Below are 15,969 nucleotides of genomic sequence, written 5' to 3' on the forward strand. Positions count from 1 at the left end.
CCCTATACGATCGATTGCACGCCCCAGATATCGTTCATGTAGCCGCGAATCGTGCGATCGGAGGAAAACCAGCCCGAACGCGCCGTATTGCGGACCGACATGCGAATCCAGCGGTCGCGGTCCATGAACACCGCATCGGCCTCGCGCTGGCTGGCGTAGTAGGAATCGAAATCCGAACAGACGAGGAAGTAATCCGACCAACGCAGGTTCTCGACCACGTCCCGGTAGCGTTCCGGGTCGCCCGGCGAAAACACGCCTGCCTCGATGGCGGCGATGGCGCGCGCCAGCACCGGGCTGGCCTCAATGGCCCTGGTTGCATGGTCGGGAACCGCCCGGCGCGCGACGGCCTCCGGCGCGGTCATGCCGAACAGGAAGAAGTTTTCCGCGCCGACGCGCTCGCGGATCTCGACATTGGCGCCGTCGCGGGTGCCGATGGTCAATGCGCCGTTCAGCGCGAGCTTCATGTTGCCGGTGCCGGACGCCTCCTTGCCGGCGGTGGAAATCTGCTCGGACAGGTCGGCAGCCGGGATCAGGCGCTCGGCAAGCGTCACGTTGTAGTTCGGCATGAAGACGACCTTGAGCAGACTGGAGGTCACCGGATCGGAATTGACGAGACGGGCAACATCGTTGATCAGGTGAATGATCTTCTTGGCGAGGACGTAGCCGGGCGCAGCCTTGCCTGCGAATATCTTCACGCGCGGGGTCCAGCCGGCATCCGGGTTGTCGCGGATGGCCTGCCACAGCGCGATCGTCTCGAGAATGTTCATGTGCTGGCGCTTGTATTCGTGTATGCGCTTGATCTGGATATCGAACATCGCCTCCGGATCGACGGCGATGTTTTCGGTCTCCAGGATGAAGCGCGCGAGTTCCGCCTTGTTTTCCGCCTTGGCGGCCGCAAAATCGGCGCGAAATCCCGAATCCTCGACATGCGGCTCCAATTCGGAAAGACGCTCAAGATCCCCGACCCAGTCGTTGCCTATGGTGCGGTCGATCAGTGCGCTCAGTCGCGGATTGCATGACAGCAGCCAGCGGCGCGGCGTCACACCATTGGTCTCGTTGACGATCCGATCAGGGTGGAGACGGTTGAGCTCGGCGAATACGGTCTGCCGCATGAGGTCGGTATGCAGGGCAGACACACCGTTGACCTTGTGCGCCATGACAAAGGAAAGCTCGCCCATCCTGACATCGCCGTCCTCGCGTATGCGCATCTTGCGGTCCGGGTGTTGCCGGGCATGGGTATCGTCGATGCGCTCGATCAGCTTCATGTGGCGCGGCAGCAGGGAACCCAGCAGGGCCTCCGACCAGCGTTCCAGTGCCTCGGGCATCAGTGTGTGGTTCGTATAGGACAGACAGGCCCGGGCGATCGCCACCGCATCATCGAAGTCAATGCCGTTCTCGTCGTGCAGCAGGCGCACCAGTTCCGGCCCGGCAATTGCCGGGTGGGTATCGTTGAGCTGGATCGCCACCTTCAGCGGCAGCTTGCGCAGGTCGTCGTATTCCGACCGGAAACGGCGCAGGATGTCGCGCAGCGAGGCGGCGGTGAAAAAATATTCCTGCTTAAGGCGCAGCGCCTTGCCCTGCTCGGTCGTGTCGTCGGGATAGAGGACGCGCGAGATCGTGCGGGCCAGCGCCTCCGGCTCGGCTGCGGCCGCGAACTCGCCGCGATTGAACCGTTCCAGATCGAAAAGGCGGGTCGGCCTGGCGCTCCACAGCCGAAGGGTGTTCGCCCAGTTGCCGCGCCAACCTATGATGGGCGTGTCGTGTGCCTCGGCGATGACGCTCTCTCCCGGCTGCCACAATGCGCGGCTGCCCGTTTCCGCAACTTCGCCGCCGAAACCGATCTCGAACGCGGCCTCGGGCCGCTGAAACTCCCAGGCATGGGTATCGGAAAGCCAGGTTTCCGGTTCCTCGACCTGCCGGCCGTCGACGAAGCGCTGCCGGAACAGCCCGTGCTCATAGCGAATGCCGTAGCCGTAGGCAGGACAGGCGAGGGTGGAAAGGGAATCGAGGAAACAGGCGGCGAGGCGTCCGAGCCCTCCGTTTCCGAGCGCCGCATCCGGCTCGTTGGCAAGCACGTCCCCGAAGGAAACGTCATATTCACGGAAAACCTCCTCGGCCTCGTCGAGGAGGCCGAGATTCACGATGGCATCCTCGAGCAGGCGCCCGATGAGAAACTCCATCGACAAGTAGTAGACGCGCTTGTGCCGGCCGCCATAGGTGGCACGGGTGGCTGCAAACCAGGGATCGACTATGCGGTCGCGCACGGCAAGCGACAACGCAACCCGCCAGTCGCGGACCTGCGCATGGGCGGGATCCTTGCCGAGAGAGTATTTCAGATGGTGCAACATGCCCTGACGCAGGCCCGCTTTCGTCATGATCTTTTCCCCTGCCGGCCCGCCGCCGCGGACTGGAGCTGTGCGGATTTGGTCTTGCGTGGCCAAATGGTTTCAACCGATTGTATCGGTGAAAGACAGCCGGCCTGCAAGAAAAATGACGCAACGGCAGGGCCGACGGCTCGAAAGGTGACCGTATCGACACAGGAAAGCGCCCTGTCGGCGTTCCAATTGGAAGCGAAACGCTCTAGAAGGCGCGGGAATATGATTTGAGGGGAACGCATGGCCGACACTTCCATCCGTTTGCACCAGGGCGACCTGTCCGACGAGGCGCTCGCGCGCTACGGCGACACGGTTGCCATCGACACCGAAACACTTGGCCTCAACCCGCACCGTGACCGGCTGTGCGTGGTCCAGCTTTCGCCGGGAGACGGCACGGCGGACGTCGTGCAGATCGCCAAGGGCCAGAAGAAGGCACCAAACCTCGTCAAGCTCCTGCGCGACTCCAGGAAAACCAAGGTCTTCCATTTCGGCCGCTTCGACATCGCCGTGTTGAAGCACGCTTTCGGCGTCACGACAGCGCCGGTCTTCTGCACCAAGATCGCCTCGCGGCTGACACGAACCTATACGGACCGCCATGGCCTGAAGGACATCTGCCGCGAACTGCTCGGCGTGGACATCTCGAAGCAGCAGCAATCCTCCGACTGGGCGGCCGAGAAGCTGAGCGACGCGCAACTCGAATACGCGGCCTCCGACGTCCTCCACCTGCACGCCCTCAAGGCGATCCTCGAGGAGCGGCTGAAGCGCGAGGGACGCGAAAAGCAGGCGGCGGCCTGTTTCCGCTTCCTGCCGACACGCGCCGAGCTAGACCTCATGGGATGGCCCGAGGAAGACATCTTCTCGCACAGCTGAGAAACGACGCACCTTGTCCGAACCGCTCCTGATCTTCGACTGCGACGGCGTCCTGATCGACAGCGAGGTGATCTACCTCGAGGTCGAGCTGGCCTTTCTGCGCGACCTCGGCATCTCGGTGGAGTGGGCATCCTATGTGCGCGAGTTCATGGCGCTTGGCCCGGCGGAATGGCGCGCGAAATATGCCGGCCTGATCCTGCGCGAGACGGGCGAACCGCTTCTCGACGAGGGTTTCGAGAAACTGAAGGCGGAATCGCGCCGCCGCGTGGCGGAGGAACTGCGACCGGTCGAGGGAGCAGAGGCAATGCTGGACGGCCTGCGGCACCCGCGATGCGTCGCCTCCTCGACGCAGCTCGGCTTCCTCTACCGCAAGCTCGACCTAGTCAACTTCTCCCGCTTCTTCGGCGACCGCATCTATTCCGGCGACATGGTGGAGCGCGGAAAGCCCGCCCCCGACCTGTTCCTGCACGCCGCACAGACGTTGGGCTACGAGGGCCGGGACTGCGTGGTGGTGGAAGACAGCGTCAACGGCGTGCTGGGCGGCAAGGCCGCCGGCGCCCTTGTCATAGGCTTTACCGGCGGTTCACATTGCCGGAAGGGTCATGGCGACATGCTGGAAGACGCCGGCGCCGACATGGTTCTCGACAGCCACGAGGAACTGGCGGCGTGGATCGCCAGCGAGCTGAAAACCGCCTGACGGCGGCCGCCTCACGCGGACCGCTTGCCGAAAACGCCAATGCGCAGCATTACCTCGCGTGGAATGTCGTATGTCGACAGCAGATGATGGTCCGTCTTCAGCCCCAGATAGTCTCGCTGGATAAACAGGACCCAGGCCTTCTCGGCGGCCTCCTGCACGAGTTCCTCCCGGTCGCGGTTGGAACCGGGCGTCTCGTCGTGACGGCGCAACGCCTCCAGAGCCTCTTCGAGGTCACGCCCGATGCGCCCGAGAGCCGCCGCGGTCTCGGCCATGATCTCGTGGCTGAAGGCATCGAATCCGTTCGCGGACGCATCGGCGTTTCCGCTGGCTGGCATACGGGGCGGGCACATTCATCCTTCCGATCAGCTTGCCGCGAAAGAATCGGGGCAGACCGTCACGCGGTCAAGCCGGGACAACAAAAAACCCGCCGGACGCTGCCGCCCGGCGGGTGCCATTTTCACGAACGGAAGGCCTAGTTGCCTTCGCGGTTCTTCAGAGCCGCGCCCAGAATGTCGCCGAGCGATGCACCGGCGTCGGTCGAACCGAACTGCGCGACGGCCTGCTTCTCCTCGGCGATTTCCAGCGCCTTGATCGAGATGGTGAGACGACGCGTTTTCTTGTCGAACTGGGTTATGCGGGCATCGACCTTCTGGCCGACGGCGAAACGCTCCGGACGCTGCTCGTCGCGATCGCGCGACAGGTCGGACCGCTTGATGAAGGTCTCGACATCGTGATCGACGAGTTTCACTTCCAGGCCGCCATCGGTGACGGCGGTCACTTCCGCGGTCACGACTGCACCCTTGCGGAGCTCGCCCGAGGCCGCGGCCTCACCAACCGAGTCGCGACCAAGCTGCTTGATGCCGAGCGAGATGCGCTCCTTCTCGACATCGACGTCGAGAACCTGGGCCTGGACAACGTCGCCCTTGTTGTAGTTCTCGATCGCCTGCTCGCCCGGAATGGTCCAGTCGAGATCGGACAGGTGAACCATGCCGTCGACATCGCCTTCCAGGCCGATGAACAGGCCGAACTCGGTCTTGTTCTTGACTTCGCCCTCGACGACGGAACCGACAGGATGGCTCTGCGCGAAGACCTCCCACGGGTTTTCAAGCGTCTGCTTGAGACCGAGCGAGATGCGGCGCTTGGCCGGATCAACCTCGAGAACGACCACGTCTACTTCCTGGGAAGTGGACAGGATCTTGCCCGGATGGACGTTCTTCTTGGTCCAGGACATCTCGGAGACGTGGATAAGCCCCTCGATACCCGGCTCGATTTCCACGAACGCGCCGTAGTCGGTGATGTTCGTGACAGTGCCGGTGATCCGCTTGCCGACCGGATACTTCGTGCCAATGCCTTCCCACGGATCGTCCTGCAGCTGCTTCATGCCGAGCGAGATACGGTGGGTTTCCTGGTTGATGCGGATGATCTGGACCTTGACGGTCTGGCCGATCGACAGGATCTCCGACGGGTGGTTGACGCGGCGCCATGCCATGTCGGTCACGTGCAGCAGGCCGTCGATGCCGCCGAGATCCACGAAGGCGCCGTAGTCGGTGATGTTCTTGACCACACCCTCGACAACCTGGCCCTCTTCGAGATTCTGGACGATCTCCGAACGCTGCTCGGCACGGCTCTCCTCGAGAACGGTGCGGCGCGAGACGACAATGTTGCCGCGGCGCTTGTCCATCTTGAGGATTTCAAAGGGCTGCGGATTGTGCATCAGCGGCGTGACATCGCGCACCGGGCGGATATCCACCTGGCTGCGCGGCAGGAAGGCCACGGCACCGTCCAGATCGACGGTGAAGCCGCCCTTGACCTGGTTGAAGATGACGCCCTCGACGCGCTCGCCGTTGTTGAACTTCTCTTCGAGCTTGATCCAGCTTTCCTCGCGACGTGCCTTCTCGCGCGAAAGAACCGCCTCGCCAAGTGCGTTCTCGACGCGCTCGACATAGACTTCCACGGTGTCGCCGACATTGAGCGTGCCGTCCTTTGCCTTGGCGCCGAATTCCTTCAGCGGCACGCGCCCCTCGACCTTGAGGCCGACATCGATAACCGCCATGTCCTTCTCGATGGCCGTAATTACACCCTTGACGACGGTACCCTCGCTGGTGTCGCGGTCTTCAAAGGACTGTTCAAGCAGTGCCGCAAAGTCGTCGCGGCTGGGGTTTAGTTCTGACATTTATACTCCTGGGAATGCCCGGAATTCTCATCGGGCAAAAGCGCCGGCGGTTCGTGTTGCACCATTCCAAACGGCAATCCGGTCCTGAAGATTCCAATCGGACCAAATCCGGCGCGGGGACTGCGGTTCGGAACTTGTTAGCTATTCTTTTCCAGAGCGGCGTCAACAATGGTTTTCGCCGCCCGGAACGCGGCTTCTATAGTCATTTCCGTCGTGTCAAGCAAGTGCGCATCCCGCGCCGGCCTCATCGGCGAATCGGCACGGTTCGCATCACGATCGTCGCGCCTGATGATATCGGCGAGGATCGCCTGCTCCTCAGCCTTGCCGCCATTGCCGAGAATCTCGTGGTAGCGTCGGCGGGCGCGCACCTCGGGAGAAGCCGTGACAAAGAGCTTCACGGGCGCATCCGGGCAGACCACCGTCCCGATGTCACGACCGTCGAGTACGGTGCCGGCGCCCGTGCGGGAGAATTCGCGCTGTCGTTCCACGAGGACGCGGCGCACGACCGGCATGACGGCGATCCTCGAGGCCGCCTCGCCGATACCGTGTTCCGCAAGCACGTCACGGCGCATTTCGGAGATATCGAAACTGCGCGCGGCCTCGACGGCCGCCGCCTCGTCGTCGAGCGGCAGGCCGGCATCGAGCATTGCCTTGGCAACGGCGCGATAAGTCAGCCCGGTGTCGAGGTGGCGAAATCCGTAGTGGGCGGCCAGCCGGCGGGCGAGCGTGCCCTTGCCGGATGCAGCGGGTCCGTCGATGGCAATGGTGAAACTCATGTATCGACCTCCAATTGTGCGCCAAGCCCGGCAAAAAGCGTCATGAATGCGGGATAGCGATCCGTGATCGACGATGCATCGTCGATCCTGCTCCCGTGTTCTGCCGCTAGCCCGAAAGCGAGAAACGCCATGGCGATGCCTGGATCGAAACGCGTTTCGACGACGGCCCCATCAGTCATCGCGCCCACGCCCCTGCCTCCAGGACGTCCGTGCACGGAAAGACTGTCCCGGCCTTCTGTAAAGTCCACGCCGTTGACCTCGAGCGCTCGAGAAACGGCGTCGAGCCGGTCGCCGCAGGCAACGCGCAACGGCTCGATTCCCTGCATCACCGTCTCGCCATCGGCAAAGCTTGCAGCCACCGCGAGAAGCGGAAAATCCTCAATCATCCCCGACACACGTTCCGCCGGCACCGTCACGCCCTTCAGGTCGGACGAACGTACGCGCAGATCTGCCACCTCCAGGCCGCACGAACGGCGCGCGTTCGTGACTTCGATGGCTGCGCCCATTTCCAGCAATGTATCGAGCAGTCCGACACGGGCCGGATTCATAGGGACGCCCTCCAAGGTCACGTCGGATCCGTGCGTAACCAGGGCCGCCACGATTGCACAGACGGCGAGCAATGAATCGCCGGGCACGGCGATGTCACGGCCGCTCAACTCGCCCTGGCCGGTGATCGCCACACGGCGCGTGCCGTCACCGCCGGTCTCGATGGCGATGTCCGCGCCAAATGCAGCGAGCATGCGCTCGACATCGTCACGGGACATTTCCGGCTCAATGACGGTCGTAATTCCGGGCGCATTGAGGCCCGCAAGCAGGAGCGCGGCCTTCGCATCCGGCGATACGACCGGCAAATGGCACGTTATGGGGTTCGCGGTACGCGGACCGTGCAGCCTTGCAGGCAAACGGTCCCCCCCGCCGGCCTCGATCTGTACGCCCATTCGACGCAACGGCTCGAGAACGCTGCCCATGTCCAGCTTGCGAAGCGACTCATCGCCGGTGATGGCCGTTTCCATGTCATAGGTGCCCACAAGGCCCGCCACCATGCGCGCGCCCGTCGCGGAGCCGACAAGATCGAGGGGACACCCCGGTTCGAGCAGGCAGCCATTGCCGGTGCCATGGGCGATCCACTCGTCCCCGTCCCTGCGAATATCGGCGCCCAGCGCCCGCATGGCGGCAGCAATGGCGAGAACATCGCCGCTTTCGGGCAGCCCCGAAATGCGGGTCTCGCCGGCAGCCACGCCGGCAAGCACCAGCGAGAGACCGGAAACGAAACCGTCCCCAGAAATGCGCACGGCGCCGGACAAGGCCGCGCCCGGGAGCGCGGCGGCTGGGATGGGTATGGCGGACAGGGACATCGGCTCCGTTAAACCGTGGCTGGCTATGGTCGGCAGGCGACCTAACACAGGATTTTGCCGAAATCACCTTGCTTGTGAACGGCAGGCGTGATCTGCACGCTGTGCATTGCAGCGCGATTTCACCTTTGACAGGCATTTTCTTTGCCGCTATGGACCGTCGAAATTTTCAGGACAAAAGAGCCCCCCGTTCCTCCGCCACTCCGGACGGAACGCAAGTACTTCACAAGGACGCGACCGTGGCAAAACCGGAACTTGGAACCAAGCGCATCTGCCCCGAAACGGGGCGCAAATTTTACGATCTGAACAAGGATCCGATCATCTCGCCCTATACCGGGAAGAGCTATCCGCTATCGTTCTTCGAGGACACGAAATCGGAGATCATCGAGGAAAAGGCCGAAGAGGTCGAGGAAGCGGTGGAGCTTGACGAAGAGGAAGACACCGCCGCGCCGGACGTCGTGTCACTCGAGGAAGCGGAGGAGGACACCACGACCAAACCCGACGCCCTGCCGGATCTCGGCGACAACACGGATGACGACATCGACATCGACGACGATGCGGACGACACCTTCCTCGCCAGCGATGACGACGAGGACGACGACGACGTGACCGGTATCATCGACGTCGCCGGCGGCGACGACGACGAAAGCTGAAAAAGCGCGTCGAAAGGGCTTGATCTCAGCGCCGCACGAATGTATCGGAACGCGACCGGCGCGTCGCAAGGCGCAAGGGACCGGAAAGGGGCCATAGCTCAGTTGGGAGAGCGCTACAATGGCATTGTAGAGGTCAGGGGTTCGACTCCCCTTGGCTCCACCAGTTCCCCGGATTTCAAAGATACCCCGGCATGCCGGGGTTTTTTGTTGCCTCCATCCGGAAGCCGGAATCCTCTCAATCGCGGCTGTCGGAGATGTTGCGCTCCATCAGCCTGACATAGAGTCCCGGCGCCAACCGATTGATCCACCATGCCATGCGCGCCACGCGTCCGACCGGTATCGTTTCCCGGCCACGGCGGACACCATCGAGGATCACTTCCGCGGCCGTGTCGGCGTCCATGTAGTCCACGCCGTCCGTCGCGGAACCGGGCCGGGCGATACCACCCGGACGCCGTTCCGGGTTGCCAATATTGGTCGCAACGAAGGAAGGGGCCGCTATATGCACGCGCACGCCGTGCGGCCTTTCCTCGCTGGCCAGGGTACGGAAAAAACCTTCGAGCGCGTGCTTGGACGCCGAATAGGCGGAACGCCGATGGAGCGGCGCGAATCCGGCGACCGAGGATATCGCGAGATGCGCCCCGCGGCTCCGCCGCACGGCCTGCAACAACGCCGCCGCGACGTGAACCGCGCCGAAATAGTTGACCGCGAAAACCTTGCGATGAACGTCGGAGGGCATGTCGGCAAAGAGGCCTATCTGGGTAATGCCCGCATTGTAGACGACAAGGTCGATCGTCGGGCGCGCCGCAAGAATGCCCGCACACGTCCCGGCAACGGCTCGCTCGTCGGTCAGGTCGCAGGACCAGGTGCTGACTTCGGCGCCGAGACCGGCCGCGGCATCCAGTTCATTTCCGGGCAGATCGACGATCGCGACATGCCATCCCTGCCCGAGCAGGCGCCTCGCCAAGGCCTGCCCGAGACCGCCGGCACCGCCGGTTATGACCGCAGTCCTCACAGCCCGACGCTCCTTCGCCACAGTTCGAAGACCTCGGCGCTCGACTTCTCCGGCACGTAACCGAATTCCGTTTTCAGCCTCGTGTTGTCTAGAACCGGGCGATACTGCAGGAAGCGTACCTGTTCAGGCCCGTAACGCGACAGGCCCAGTGGCCGCGCGATGCCGAGCGCCAGCGCGAGCAGGGATGGCGGCAACCAGCGCACCCTCTTTCCGAGCGCGGCTGCAAGTTCGCGGGTGCCCAGCGTACCGTCCCCGGCGACGTTGAAAATGCCCGGCGGGCCATCAGTCGCCGCGCGCAACAGGATACGGGCAAGATCCTTGGTCCAGATGAAAACGAACGGGCTGTCCGAGCCGCGTATGCCGAGCAGCGGATCGCGGTGAAACAGCGCCGTGATCTGGTTCGCGATCCCCTCGCCCAGCACGGTACCGACACGCAAGACGACCTGCTCCAGCTGCGGATGATCGCGGCGGGCATCCGCTAGCATCTCTTCCACAAGGCGCTTGTGAAAGGCATAGGCAAACTCCTCGTTGCCGCGCAATGCGTCCGTCTCGCGAAGCGGAACGGGATTGTCGCCATGGTAGCCATAGGCCGCACCGGACGAGGTGACGACAATGCGGCGCACGCCGTGGGCGACGCAGGCGTCGAGCACACGGCCGCTTCCGGCAACATCGACGGAAAACTCGAATGACCGGGTCGACCCCTTTTGCGGCGTCACGATGGAGGCCAGATGGACGACGACCTCGGGCCTCCAGTCGCCGATTACCCGGTGAGGATCATCGCCACGCACGTCGAGGGAACGATACTCCGCGCCGGCCGGAAGATTCGCCGGTCGGCGAATGTCCGTCGCCAGAACCTCGTGGCCGGCCGGAATCTCGGAAAGCAGCGCCTGGCCGATCCCGCCGGCCGCGCCGGTAACCAGTATCCTCGTCATGGCGCGACGTCCCTACGGGCCATCACCGAAGCCAGGGCCAGGCCGGAAACGGCGTGCCAGATTCCCCAGAAGGCAGCGACGACCGCCATGCCGCCAAGCCCGTTGAAGAAAGCGAAGATCAGGATCAGCCCGAGACCGGAATTCTGGATGCCGGTCTCGATCGTGATGGCGCGCCGGTCATAGGCCGAGACTCCGGCCAGCGTCGCCGCCATGAAACCTCCACCAAGCGCAAGCGCGTTGTGCGCGATCACCAGCATGGCCACGGCACCCGCATAAGACAGGAAAAAGCTCCAGTTGGCAGCCAGTGCCAGAACGATGAAGGCGATGAAGATCAGCATGGACAGGGCCTGCAACGGGCGGCGGATGCGCCCCGCAAGACCCGGCTTCCGCGCGTTGACCAGGATGCCGAGGCACAGCGGCAACACCAGCATCAGGAACACCGTGACAGCAACCATGACCGGGTCGATCGCGGTCTCGCGCAGGATCTGTCTCGTCGGCGGGTAGAGACTGCCCCACAGGCCGATGTTGAACGGCGTCATGAGGATTGCCGCGCAGGTGGCGATCGCCGTCATGGACACGGAAAGCGCGGTGTTCCCGCGTGCGCGATGGGTGATGAAATTGGAGATGTTGCCGCCCGGGCAGGCGGCAACGAGGATCAGCCCGAGCGCGATCGATGGGCGCGGCTGCACCGCCAGGATGAACAGGAAGGTCGCCACCGGAAGGACGACGAATTGCGAGACCAGGCCGGTGACTAGCGGCCTGGGGGCACGGATCAACGCGCGGAAATCCGCCGGTCTCAGGTCCAGCGCGATGGAAAACATCACGATGGCCAGAATGGCGTTCAGCAGGTTCAGGGAACCGGGACTGAAGTTCAGGAGAACGGTATCGATATCACGCATCACGCCGACCGCTTCAGTTTCGCGATGCGGGTATTGACGGCCTTCCGGAAGGTCGCCTTGTCGACATAGTAGGCCATGCGCGGCAGGTCGATGTACTTCATGCCGCCGGTGAGCCGGTCGAAGCTGCCCGCCTTTTCCCGCTGCAACTGCCGGGCTGCGGACGTTCCGTCACGCAGGCCGCGGATGTAGCGCGCGACCATTTCCGCCTGCTCGTGCCGCCCCTGCCAGCCGAGACCCGACGCCTCGACCATGCCCAGCACGAAGATGTCGTCGCGGGCGGGATGCATGCAGTTGAGGAAAAGGTGAGGCGCATCGCCCTTCCAGTTCAGCAGCGCGCGGTCGATGAACGGATAGTGCAGCCTGTAGCCGGTCGCGGCCAGAACCATGTCGTACTCGCCGCTGGTACCGTCGCGGAAATGCACCGTGTTGCCATCGAACCGCTCGACATCGGCGCGGATCCGTATGTCGCCGTGACCGGCATGGAACAGGATCAGCGAGTTGACGACGGGATGGGACTCGTAGAGCCGGTAATCCGGCTTCGGGAATCCGTATTTCTGCGGATCACCGACGAACCATTTCAGGATCATCCCGTCGATCCGACGCTTCAGCCACATCGGAAGCCCGGCGCCACCACCGAGCGTGTCGGCCGGCCGGCCGAACACGTATTTCGGCACGAAATAGTAGCCCCGGCGCATCGACAGGTCGCAGGAGACGCCGTGGTGGATCGCATCGACCGCAATGTCGCAGCCGGAATTTCCGGCACCGATCACGAGAACGCGCTTGCCGTCGAACTGGCGCGGCGAACGGTACTTGCTGGAATGAATCAGCTCGCCCGCGAATTCGCCCTCGAACTCCGGCATGTTCGGCTCGGAAAGCGTTCCGTTGGCGACGAGCACGCCGGCGAAGATGTCCTCGCGCGCCTCGCCGTCCCCGCCGCGCCAGACGACGCGCCAGCCCTCGCCGCTGCCGCCGAGCGGCTCGGTGCGCAGGACCTCGGTCCCGAACATGAAATGGCGACGCAGGTCGAACCGGTCGGCAAAGGCGCGGAAGTATTCCTTCACCTCGCGATGCGACGGATACTCGGCGACTTCCTCGCGCATCGGGAAGTCGGCAAATTCCGTCATCCTCTTCGAGGAGATCAGGTGGGCGGTCTCGTACATGGTCGAGCGCGGAGCGTCGATGTCCCACAAGCCGCCGACATCCGAATGCAGTTCGAAGCCCTGAAAGGGAATGCCCTGGTCGATCAGCGTTCTGGCCATCGCCAATCCCATCGGGCCGGCGCCGATCAGCGCGAAACGGTCGCGATTGCGGATGCCCTCCTCCGGCACCCGGCTCTGCCGGTCAGTCATGTCTCCTCCCTGAACCGAAAATGGTGGTCCAATCCCTCCTTATGTTGAACGACCGTTCAAAATAATGCAAGATGGTTTCCATGACTGCCGCAGAAGCACCCGCCGCCGGAAGGAAGCGCGCACCGTCGAAGCGCTCGCTGCAGACCCGCGCCCGCATCCTCGATGCGGCCGAGCTGCTGTTCGCCGCAAACGGCTACGAGGGGACGTCGATGCGGGACATCGCCGCGGCGGCGCAGGTGCCGGTCGCGCTGGTGAACTTTCATGGCGGGGCGAAGGAAGAGCTGTTCGCCACGGTCGTCGCGCGCCGCGCCGACGTGCTGTCGCTTCGCCGCACGGAGGCGATCGCGGCGGCGAAGGCCCGGAAGGCGGAACTGGACGCGCGGGACGTGCTGGACTGCTTCATACGCCCCTACCTCGAACTGGCGGCAACCGGCGGCCCGCAATGGACCGCCTATGCCCGGCTGATAGCCCTCGTCTCGGCCGACGAACGCTGGCGGCCGATCAGCGAGCGCTGCTTCGACCCGACCGCGCAGGCCTTCATCACCGAACTGGCGCGCCTGTTTCCCGCAGCCGACAAGCGGAAGGTGGCCGGCGCCTTCGTGTTCTCGATCTCGGCCATGCTGTCGCTCGCGACCTCGCGGTGGCGCATAGAGGCAATGGCCGGACAACCGTCCGGCGAGGCGCCCGCGCCCGACGGCTGGGCCGGTTTCCTGATCGAATTCTGCGAGGGCGGCTTCAGGACCGCGCTGGCTGCGGATGCGCCCTAGGCGCCCGCGGCAAGCCTGTTCTCGGCCATCTTCGCGCTGAGCTCCGCGGATATGTCGCAGATGCGCCGCCCTATCCGTTCGATCAGCTCCGGCGTGGTCCGTTCGGTGTACATGGTGACACAGAAGGTGGCCACCGGGCTGGTGCCACCGTCGAAGATCGGCGAGGCGATCCCGGTCATGTCGCGCGTCACGTCACCGTGCGAATAGGCGTAACCGCGGCGACGGACCCTGCGCAATTCGCCCATCACTTCCTCGACCGTGTCGCCGAGCCCTGCCCCGGCGAGCTCCTCGATATTGGCCTCGATGTGGGCTTGCAGCCGGCGGCGGGTCATGTGCGCCATGATGGCGCGCGAGGTCGCTCCGCGGGCGATCGGCAGAGGCCTGCCGCGGGGATACTCGTTCTCGTGGCCGGGCGTCATGCATTCGGAAGCAACCACCAGCTGCTTGCGGCCGTACCAGCGGACGAGCAGGGCGGCGCAGGGATAGTCCGCGGCGAAGCGTTCCAGGTGCGGCTGCGCGTATTGCGCCAGCCTGTCGGACTTGCGCATCAGGAAATCCATCTCGACAACCCGCGGCCCCAGGGTGAAGCCGCCCGTCGGCATGGACGCCAGAAACCCGGCCTCCTTCAGCGTTTTCAGGTAGCGATAGAGCGTCGGCCGGCTGTAACCGAGCTCGGCCATCAACTCCTCGGGCGTCCACTCCAGGCGGTCTTCCGCAAATACGTCGAGCAGCGCAAGCACGCGCTCAAGGCTGTTCATCTCCGACAACTGTCCGTGTCCCTTCGTCCTGTGTGCCCGACGCCCCGGGCAGTCGGCAATGCCGCCTCATAGCCGGACCGTCCCCGCGACGAAAGTGTCACGTGCCCCGTTGCCTGTCCATGCACTCCGCCGGCGAGGCCCCGCGTTTACCAATTGCAAACCGCGTATCCGTCTTGTGGCGCCTGCAAGATGTTGCAGGCCGAGATGCCGCAAGCTTGAAGCGTTTGTTTAACGCCCGATTAGGTTCTGGCTTTCTAGGATCGGCGCGCAGTCCAGCGGTCTGGTATCCGTCGCATGAAGCATTGGGGCTGCTTGCCGACACCGGAATGTCGTGTTTTCGCTGCACAGCATGATTCCCACCCCGAATCAGGTCGGCGTGCCCACAACCCACCCCACAATTGCGCCGGCGTTCACAGCTGCTGTGCTGGCTGGAAACAAACGGAAAAGCCCGCCGTCCCGGCGGGCTTTTCTGCTTCGCGGCGCAGGGTCCCCCTAACCCTGCTTGCGAAACGCGGCCAGCGTGTGCTCCAGGCCGACATCCGTCAAGATTTCCTCGAGGTCATGGAGCGAACTCGGCGTGGCGTCACCGAAGGCATTCTGCATGATCTTCGCTACCTCGATCAGCCGTTGACGGCAGAAGTCGATCTTCTGGAGTGCGACGATCTGATCGCGCGTCAGTTCCTCGGTGGCGATCGGAACATCCTCGATGTCGCGAGCAATCAACGACAATTCCTGAACGAGAACCGCGACGAGCTCCGACTGATGAATTTCCGCCTCCGTCCGCTTGTCGGGCCCGTCCGATGCAAATTCCTTCTCGAAATCCTCAAAAGAAATCGACATCGCCCGCATTCTCCAACTGCTTCTCGATTGTTCTGGGTTCCGGCTCCGGAACGGCAATACCAATGAATTTCTGCCGTGCCTTTCCCGTCGTGGGCTCGAATTCGATGCGGCGGCCCTGAAAGCCGCCGAGACTGGTGGAAACCAGGGCCAGCCCCTCGTTCCGGATGAAGTTCTCCGCGAACTCGGCGTTCTTCGCGCCCGCATCGCTCGTCGACTCGATGACCCGGGCGCCGCCGAAGAGCTTGACCCGAAGCCGGGAGCGCTCGGCGCCCTTCTGGTAGAGCGCGTTCAGGAGCATCTCCATCAGGTAGACTCCATAGCGCCGTGACTGGTCCGAGCCGTCTCGGTCCGGATTGCCGGGCAGCAGGAAGTGATTCATGCCCCCGACCCTCGCTTCCGGATCAAAAATGCAGGCGGCAACGCACGATCCCAGCACGGTCGACATGATCGTGCCGTCAACGTCCGAAACGGCGTAGTCACCCTGGACGACCGGTATTTTCCGAGCAATCAGCACGT

16 protein-coding genes and 1 tRNA gene are annotated in these 15,969 nt (G+C 63.8%); 5 read left to right on the top strand and 12 right to left on the bottom strand.

Translation table 11 applies throughout. The features are described from left to right. Positions 1-2: 2 nt before the first annotated feature. Positions 3-2,375, bottom strand: a complete 2,373-nt coding sequence (locus tag HTY61_RS14590) for a glycogen/starch/alpha-glucan phosphorylase (protein WP_175277483.1) — start codon at positions 2,373-2,375, stop codon at positions 3-5. 240 nt (positions 2,376-2,615) lie between these two features. Here HTY61_RS14590 and HTY61_RS14595 point away from each other — a divergent pair, with 240 nt between their 5' ends. Beyond that, the gene (locus tag HTY61_RS14595) at positions 2,616-3,245 is read left to right on the top strand and encodes a ribonuclease D (RefSeq protein WP_175277484.1); all 630 of its coding nucleotides are present in this window, start codon (positions 2,616-2,618) and stop codon (positions 3,243-3,245) included. A gap of 13 nt (positions 3,246-3,258) precedes the next feature. Next, positions 3,259-3,942 (top strand): HAD family hydrolase, encoded by a 684-nt coding sequence (locus HTY61_RS14600; protein ID WP_175277485.1) that lies wholly within the window; start codon positions 3,259-3,261, stop codon positions 3,940-3,942. A gap of 11 nt (positions 3,943-3,953) precedes the next feature. Here the strand turns inward: HTY61_RS14600 and HTY61_RS14605 are convergent, their stop codons facing one another. From HTY61_RS14605 to HTY61_RS14620, 4 genes are all read right to left on the bottom strand, one after another. Continuing rightward, a complete protein-coding gene (locus tag HTY61_RS14605; protein ID WP_197945322.1) occupies positions 3,954-4,292 on the bottom strand; it encodes a DUF6665 family protein in 339 nt (112 codons plus the stop codon). Positions 4,293-4,414: 122 nt separating this feature from the next. Beyond that, positions 4,415-6,115, bottom strand: coding sequence for a 30S ribosomal protein S1 (gene rpsA / locus HTY61_RS14610; RefSeq protein ID WP_175277486.1), 1,701 nt, complete (start codon positions 6,113-6,115; stop codon positions 4,415-4,417). Positions 6,116-6,252: 137 nt separating this feature from the next. Continuing rightward, positions 6,253-6,891, bottom strand: coding sequence for a (d)CMP kinase (gene cmk / locus HTY61_RS14615; protein ID WP_175277487.1), 639 nt, complete (start codon positions 6,889-6,891; stop codon positions 6,253-6,255). Then, on the bottom strand, positions 6,888-8,246 hold the full coding sequence (locus tag HTY61_RS14620) for a 3-phosphoshikimate 1-carboxyvinyltransferase (protein ID WP_175277488.1): 1,359 nt from the start codon (positions 8,244-8,246) through the stop codon (positions 6,888-6,890). Before HTY61_RS14620 ends, cmk begins: the two co-directional genes overlap by 4 nt. A gap of 236 nt (positions 8,247-8,482) precedes the next feature. On the opposite strand from HTY61_RS14620, the gene HTY61_RS14625 reads away from it, so the two are divergent. Together HTY61_RS14625 and HTY61_RS14630 are read left to right on the top strand one after the other, a co-directional pair. Further along, positions 8,483-8,896, top strand: coding sequence for a TIGR02300 family protein (locus HTY61_RS14625; protein WP_175277489.1), 414 nt, complete (start codon positions 8,483-8,485; stop codon positions 8,894-8,896). Positions 8,897-8,983: 87 nt separating this feature from the next. Further along, a tRNA-Ala gene (locus tag HTY61_RS14630) sits at positions 8,984-9,059 on the top strand. Between the two features lie 72 nt (positions 9,060-9,131). On the opposite strand, the gene HTY61_RS14635 is transcribed toward HTY61_RS14630, so the two are convergent. The 4 genes from HTY61_RS14635 to HTY61_RS14650 are packed head-to-tail and all read right to left on the bottom strand — an operon-like array spanning position 9,132 to position 13,088. Continuing rightward, entirely contained in the window at positions 9,132-9,908 is a 777-nt protein-coding gene (locus HTY61_RS14635; protein ID WP_175277490.1) for an SDR family NAD(P)-dependent oxidoreductase, read from the bottom strand. Next, entirely contained in the window at positions 9,905-10,840 is a 936-nt protein-coding gene (locus HTY61_RS14640) for an SDR family oxidoreductase (RefSeq protein ID WP_175277491.1), read from the bottom strand. The genes HTY61_RS14635 and HTY61_RS14640 overlap by 4 nt, the downstream gene beginning before the upstream one ends. Further along, entirely contained in the window at positions 10,837-11,739 is a 903-nt protein-coding gene (locus HTY61_RS14645; RefSeq protein ID WP_175277492.1) for a bile acid:sodium symporter family protein, read from the bottom strand. The genes HTY61_RS14640 and HTY61_RS14645 overlap by 4 nt, the downstream gene beginning before the upstream one ends. Beyond that, positions 11,739-13,088: a flavin-containing monooxygenase gene (locus HTY61_RS14650; protein WP_175277493.1), complete on the bottom strand. Its 1,350-nt coding sequence runs from the start codon at positions 13,086-13,088 to the stop codon at positions 11,739-11,741. Before HTY61_RS14650 ends, HTY61_RS14645 begins: the two co-directional genes overlap by 1 nt. A gap of 80 nt (positions 13,089-13,168) precedes the next feature. Between HTY61_RS14650 and HTY61_RS14655 the strand changes: the two genes are divergently transcribed. Next, entirely contained in the window at positions 13,169-13,855 is a 687-nt protein-coding gene (locus tag HTY61_RS14655) for a TetR/AcrR family transcriptional regulator (protein WP_175277494.1), read from the top strand. Here HTY61_RS14655 and HTY61_RS14660 read toward each other — a convergent pair. From HTY61_RS14660 to HTY61_RS14670, 3 genes are all read right to left on the bottom strand, one after another. After that, complete coding sequence (locus HTY61_RS14660; RefSeq protein WP_197945323.1) at positions 13,852-14,613, bottom strand: IclR family transcriptional regulator; 762 nt, start codon at positions 14,611-14,613, stop codon at positions 13,852-13,854. The two genes, HTY61_RS14655 and HTY61_RS14660, sit on opposite strands and share 4 nt — an antisense overlap. 492 nt (positions 14,614-15,105) lie before the next feature. Beyond that, positions 15,106-15,453 (bottom strand): hypothetical protein, encoded by a 348-nt coding sequence (locus HTY61_RS14665; RefSeq protein WP_175277496.1) that lies wholly within the window; start codon positions 15,451-15,453, stop codon positions 15,106-15,108. Continuing rightward, positions 15,437-15,967, bottom strand: coding sequence for a chemotaxis protein CheD (locus tag HTY61_RS14670; protein ID WP_175277497.1), 531 nt, complete (start codon positions 15,965-15,967; stop codon positions 15,437-15,439). Before HTY61_RS14670 ends, HTY61_RS14665 begins: the two co-directional genes overlap by 17 nt. Positions 15,968-15,969: the final 2 nt, after the last annotated feature.

It is taken from the genome of Oricola thermophila, assembly GCF_013358405.1.
GTDB lineage: Bacteria > Pseudomonadota > Alphaproteobacteria > Rhizobiales > Rhizobiaceae > Oricola > Oricola thermophila.